5 protein-coding genes are annotated in these 6000 nt (G+C 39.0%); 2 read left to right on the top strand and 3 right to left on the bottom strand.

Translation table 11 applies throughout. The features are described from left to right. On the bottom strand, window positions 1-1289 hold a 1289-nt coding region (locus EPU_RS06925), incomplete at its 3' end, for a tetratricopeptide repeat protein (protein ID WP_029488177.1). Between the two features lie 164 nt (window positions 1290-1453). On the opposite strand from EPU_RS06925, the gene EPU_RS06920 reads away from it, so the two are divergent. Together EPU_RS06920 and EPU_RS12745 are read left to right on the top strand one after the other, a co-directional pair. Next, window positions 1454-2584, top strand: a complete 1131-nt coding sequence (locus EPU_RS06920; protein ID WP_083792587.1) for a glycosyltransferase — start codon at window positions 1454-1456, stop codon at window positions 2582-2584. Window positions 2585-2783: 199 nt separating this feature from the next. Further along, window positions 2784-3824 (top strand): hypothetical protein, encoded by a 1041-nt coding sequence (locus EPU_RS12745; protein WP_010167974.1) that lies wholly within the window; start codon window positions 2784-2786, stop codon window positions 3822-3824. 81 nt (window positions 3825-3905) lie between these two features. Here the strand turns inward: EPU_RS12745 and EPU_RS11835 are convergent, their stop codons facing one another. Continuing rightward, complete coding sequence (locus EPU_RS11835) at window positions 3906-5294, bottom strand: sensor histidine kinase (protein WP_052296478.1); 1389 nt, start codon at window positions 5292-5294, stop codon at window positions 3906-3908. Next, a complete protein-coding gene (locus tag EPU_RS06905) occupies window positions 5291-5977 on the bottom strand; it encodes a response regulator transcription factor (RefSeq protein ID WP_029488175.1) in 687 nt (228 codons plus the stop codon). The genes EPU_RS11835 and EPU_RS06905 overlap by 4 nt, the downstream gene beginning before the upstream one ends. Between the last annotated feature and the right edge of the window lie 23 nt (window positions 5978-6000).

Here is a 6000-nt window from a genome sequence, read left to right as displayed (position 1 = left end):
TGAGCATGGGCATCAGCATCTGTATCGGCGGTTGCATGAGTGTCGGCATCAGCATCTGTATCGGCAGTAGCATGAGCCGGAGCATCAGCATCTGTATCGGCAGTAGCATGAGCATGGGCATCAGCATCTGTATCGGCAGTAGCATGAGCATGGGCATCAGCATCTGTATCGGCAGTAGCATGAGCATGGGCATCAGCATCTGTATCGGCAGAAGTATGAGCGTCGGCGGCGTCATCTGTATCGGTAGAAGTATGAGCGTCGGCGGCGTCATCTGTATCGGTAGTAGCATGAGCATGGGCATCAGCATCTGTATCGGCAGTAGCATGAGCATGGGCATCGTCATCTGTATCGGTAGTAGCCTGAGCCTGGGCATCAGCATCTGTATCGGCATTGACATCTGTATCGACAGTAGCCTGAGCATCGGCATCAAATTCGGCTTCAAGTCTATCGAGTTCTGCCTCGATGTCATTTTTTAGATCTACAACGACGTCTAAAGTTATATTAGAAAGTGCGGCAGGAGTTTTGGTCTCGGCCATTTCGATATATTTTAATGCAAGGTTGTAGCGCTCGTCCAGATAGGCAATGCGCGCATAATAATAGTAAGGCTCGGGATAGTGAACATCAGCAGTGATCAAACTCTTGTATAGTTTGCGAGCTTTTTTATCTTCGAATAAATAGAAATAGCTGGTAGCCAGATTTTCTTTGATGATATTGTTGTTGGGATATTTTTCGAGAGCTGCGATAGAATAGTCGCGAGCTTTCTCGTACTGTTCATTGAGATTAAGAAGCATTCCGTAGGTTTCCCAGAGCTGTTCGGCGTCACTTTCTTGGGTGAGTTCTTCATAAAGAGCGATGGCGTCATCGAGTTTATCTTCTTTATATAGCATAAGACCTTTGACAACTTTAAAATTGAAGATACCGTCTTTGTTGAGAATATCGGTTTGAATAGTWGCTGCAACTTGTTGGGCCTTTTGGGTGTGGCCCTGAGCGAGTAATTTGTAGGCATAAACAACTTTGATCTCCTCGGGACATTTTGGCAATGAGAGGGCTTTTTCRTATAAACCATAGGCAATATCGAATTGCTTTCTCAAGTAGGCATTGTGAGCATTTTGAGCCAATATATAATGTCTTCTGCGATACCCAAAAAATAGCATACATATTATAATAATGGCGATGGTTAAGCCATAGCCTGCCCAGACGCTTCCCGTTACAATATTGAGTAAATAGCCGAGTAGCATAAATAGACCGGCTAGCAAAAATAGTAAAATAAGACTTCTTTTTTCAGACATAATTTCCTCCTATAAAACGTGATATAGAAATATTTTAGCTCGTTTTTTTTATAAAAGCAATACATGTTAGAAAATTTAAAAATATGGTAATACTATCAAAGAGAGTTTAAATATTTGTATACAAAAATTAGTGAGGCAAATTAGGAGGGATTTTTATTAAAGTATTGATTGCAACAGACACATATAAGCCAACAATAAACGGAGTAGTGACTTCTGTTTTAAATTTGGAAAAAGGGTTAAGAGAGCTGGGGCATGAAGTGAAAGTGGTAACACTGTCTCAAACGGCCCAATCATATTATGAAAATTCTGTGTATTATATAGGATCGATAGATATGAGTCGAATCTACCCAGATGCGAGAGTAAAGACACCGATTGTGAATAGAAAAGAAAGATTGGARATAATAGATTGGCAGCCGGATGTCATTCATACGCAAAGTGAATTTAGTACGTTTTTGATTGCTAGAAAGATTGCAAARAAGCTGGATATTCCGATAATTCATACGTACCATACCAAATACGAAGATTATACGCATTATTTTATAGATCATGCAGAACGAGGCAAAAAGATAGTAACAATAGCGACGCATTATCTGTCCGAGCATGTGAAAGGAATTATTGCACCGACGCGCAAGATTGCAACGTTGCTGGAAGGATATAAAGTGGAATGTGCGACAAGAGTGATTCCGACAGGRATTGAACTGCAGAAATATAAGAGAGTAGTATCGGAGGAAAGTATAGCAAAGCTAAAAGAAAATTTGAAGATTGCCAAAGATAATTTGGTGTTAGTTTCTATAAGCCGAGTGGGCAAAGAGAAGAACATTGCAGAACTAATTCGGTATGTGAAATCGTTTAAAAGAGATAACGTGTCGTTGTTGATAGTGGGAGATGGGCCCGAACGCAAGGCACTACAAAAATTGGTGGGCAGCTTAAACTTAACTGAGCAGATTAAATTTACGGGAATGATACGGCCAAATGAAATAGCCGCGTATTATCAGCTGGGGGATTTGTTTGTGTCCGCATCGACGAGTGAAACACAGGGGTTAACTTATATAGAAGCATTGGCGAACGGAACGCCTATTTTATGTAGAGAAGACGAGTGTTTGGAAGGGCTGGTAGAAGAAGGAGTAACAGGATATTCATTTGTGAGCGAAACAGATTTTCATCAAAAGCTATTGGACTTTATGAATGTTGCAGATAAAGATGAAATGAAAGCGGCCGCAAAGCGTGTTGCAGATAAATATAGTATTTCAAATTTTGCTARAAGTGTGGCTGAGTTTTATAACACCTATGTATAGAGTAGCATGGGTGTTTTTTTGTGTATTATTTATAAATAATGTTTTCATAAAAATGTAAAAACTGAATATATATATTATGGTATGTAAAAAATGTCAAATGAGCGAATAAAAAATGGGATAATTTTCCAAAAAACTATAAAGAAGTGTAGAATGAGTGACGATATATTTTATAAATATATATTTGAAGGAGGATTTTAAAGTGAGAATAGAAAGTAATCAAATTAACCCACAAGAACTACAATCTAGAAATGCACAACAAATTCAGGAGACTCAAAGGCAACGAGAAAATAATCAAGCGCAAGAAACTGCACCGGTGCAGCAAGCCAATGAACCAGCAGCTGTATATGAAAGAGGCAGCCGACCACCAGTAACCGGAATATATCAAAGACCACAGCCAAGAGCGCAACAACAAGCTCAAGCTCAAGCACAAACTAACAGTGCAACAAACCAAGCAGAACAAGCGATGGCTCAGGCACAGAGAACTGCCGCACAAGCGCAACAAGCAACGCAACAAGCTCAGGCAAGAGCAGTAAACGAAGAAGCGGAAGAGGCTCAAACTGAAGAACTAGACGAAGAAGAGATCTCTCAAGAAATTACTGATGAAGTGGCTAAACAGCAAACAGTAGAAGAGCAAGCAGATGTTCCTCGTTCGAGTGAAGAGACTAGAGGATTAAACTCGGATCAGCTTTCGGCATTGAATGATATGTTTGCGTCGCAACAAATGAATATGCTGAATCAAATGGGATCGTTTGCAAATAATCAAGCATCAAACCAAGCATCATCGGCTATGTATGGAGTGTTAAATAGCGCAAGCAGTACGATGAGTAATGCAATGTTAGATAGTTATGCTAGTGTATTTGGAAGCGTTGAAGAGGCAATACCAGGATTGGCCACTACACCAGAAGGAGCAGCGGAGGCTATCGCACCGGGCGGAGCTTATTCTGTTGATAATGTTGCGGACCGTCTATTTACGTTTGCAGAAGAGATGGCCGGAGACGACCTGGAGAAGATGGAAGAGATGCGAGATGCGGTTATGCAAGGATTTGAAGAGGCTGGAATGGACTTAGAAACTGGAGAAGGAATGCCAGGAATCACGAAAGATACATATGACGCGACTATGAAAAAGTTTGAAGACTACTTTAACAAAGCAGCAGACACAGATCCTATTTTACCAAACGAAGATTTTGAGTATCCAGAAGAAGAAGTACAATCAATTTTAGGAATGGCAATGCAGCAATAAATTTTGGAAAATAAAGAAGATAAGGTGGCATCCGAATAATGGAGACATCTTATCTTTTTTTTGTAAAAATTTTTGATATAGTCATTTTATTATGGGTAGCACAATATTCATTGTGGTGCCGACACCTTCTATACTTTTAACAAAAATTTCACCGTCGAGTTTGACAATGAGATTTTGGACTACGCTAAGCCCGATGCCGCTTCCTTCATATTTTTCGCGGCTTTTATCTGCTCTATACATTCGGTCAAAAATGTAATTTTTATCTTTATCACCAATGCCAATGCCTGTGTCTCGCACTGAAATAATAACGCGCTTGAGTTTGATTGCAGTAGTGACTTCTATTTCTCCAAATTCTGTAAATTTGAATGCATTCGATAGTATATTCATCATAATCTGCTTGAAGGCATCGATATCGACATTTACCTGTACGTCTTTGGTGCGATCAATATTGAGTTTGTATGTGAGACCCTTTTCGATAGCTACAATTTTGAAATTGTTGCAAATTTCTTCTAGTTGATGATTGAGTTTATGTGGCTGTATGGCTAATTCTTTCTTATGTTCTTCTACACCCTTTAGTTTATCGAGGTTTTTGAGAAGATTACCAAATCTAACAACTTCTTTGTAGAGAAAGCTAATTTGTTCGTCATCGACAGGATAGATGCCGTCTATCATGGCTTCTAAGTTGCTTTGTAAGATGTGAAGGGGAGTTCTAATTTCATGAGAAATATCRGAAACTAATTTTTTGCGCAATTCATCTTCTTCTTGTAAGCGCTCGGCTAGATTGTTGGTGTTGATGCGAAGCAATTCGATTTCCTTTATGTGGCTAGGTCGTCGATTGCGAACCATATAATCGCCTTTGATAAGAGAGACAGATGTTTGAGAAATTTCATAAATAGGGGTAGAAATTAGCTTAGTTAGATATAGGGAAATAATAACTGCAATCAAGATAGTGATGCTTGCAACRATGATGATGCTTTTGTTGACTTGCTGTTGAAATACCAAATCATCAGAKGACAATATTAAAGAAGGAAAGTATCCCAATCTGATATATGCGATCGTATTGCCAAGATTATCCAAAACCGGCAAATCGGTTTCTTGATAGGCCATTTTTTTGAGAGAAGCGGYATCGATATGAGGCTTGTCATCGTCATTATCGATTGTGGTTATTAGGGTGTTTTTATCAACGCCAATTAGCATGTTTTTGTCGGGATCGAGAACGCTAATTGCGTAGTGCTTAAGGTGTAGTTGTGCCATGATTTCTGAGCGCGCACCATTGACGTTTARATATACACCGTCGTAGTCTGAGGCAATTTCGTTGGCCATAATTTGCCCAACCAACTTAATGTTAGATTCGATATAATCTCGAAAATCGCGAATCATTGTGTTATTAATAAATGAGCTTACCAAAACAACAATAAATAATCCTAATCCGATAAATAATGCAAATGTTTGCTTTCTGAATGAAATCATGTTAATGACCTGTCGAATTTGTAGCCGATGCCRGTTACGGTTTTRATAAATTTWGGACTTTTGGTATCGAGCTCAATTTTTTTGCGAATGTTTTTGATGTGAACATCAATGGTTCTGTCGAAGCCGTCRAAATCGATGCCCATAACAGCATCTATGAGTTGCTCRCGRCTAAAGACTCTGCCGGGAGATTTGGCGAGATGGTATAAAATGTCAAATTCATTGGGTGTGAGAACGATATCTTTGCCATAGGAAATAACCATTCTGGTTTCGGGATAAATCTTGAGATTGCCTTTATCGAATATACATAATTCTTCGTTGTTTTCACGTTCTTTGCGAGTTTTTAGAGCATTAACGCGGGCAACAATTTCGCGAGGGCTTATAGGTTTTACAAGATATTCGTCAGCACCTAAATTAAAGCCTCCCACTTTATTATCTAGAGTACCCTTGGCGCTAATCATAAAAATATATACGTTGGAGATTTCTCGCATTTTTTTGCAGATTTCTTCGCCTTGCATTCCTGGTAACATTAAATCTAATAACACTACATCGATCTTTTCGTCTAAAAATACTTTGAGCCCTTCTTCACCACTATAGCAAGTGAATACTCTATATTTTTCGTTTTCTAAATATTTAGCAACAATATCTGCGACCCTTTTTTCGTCCTCTATTATTAAAATGTTCATAGTTGATCAGCTCCTTTTATTGC

It is taken from the genome of Candidatus Epulonipiscium viviparus (genome assembly GCF_000171335.1).
Lineage (GTDB): Bacteria > Bacillota > Clostridia > Lachnospirales > Cellulosilyticaceae > Epulonipiscioides > Epulonipiscioides viviparus.
This window is presented reverse-complemented; position numbering and strand designations above follow the sequence as displayed.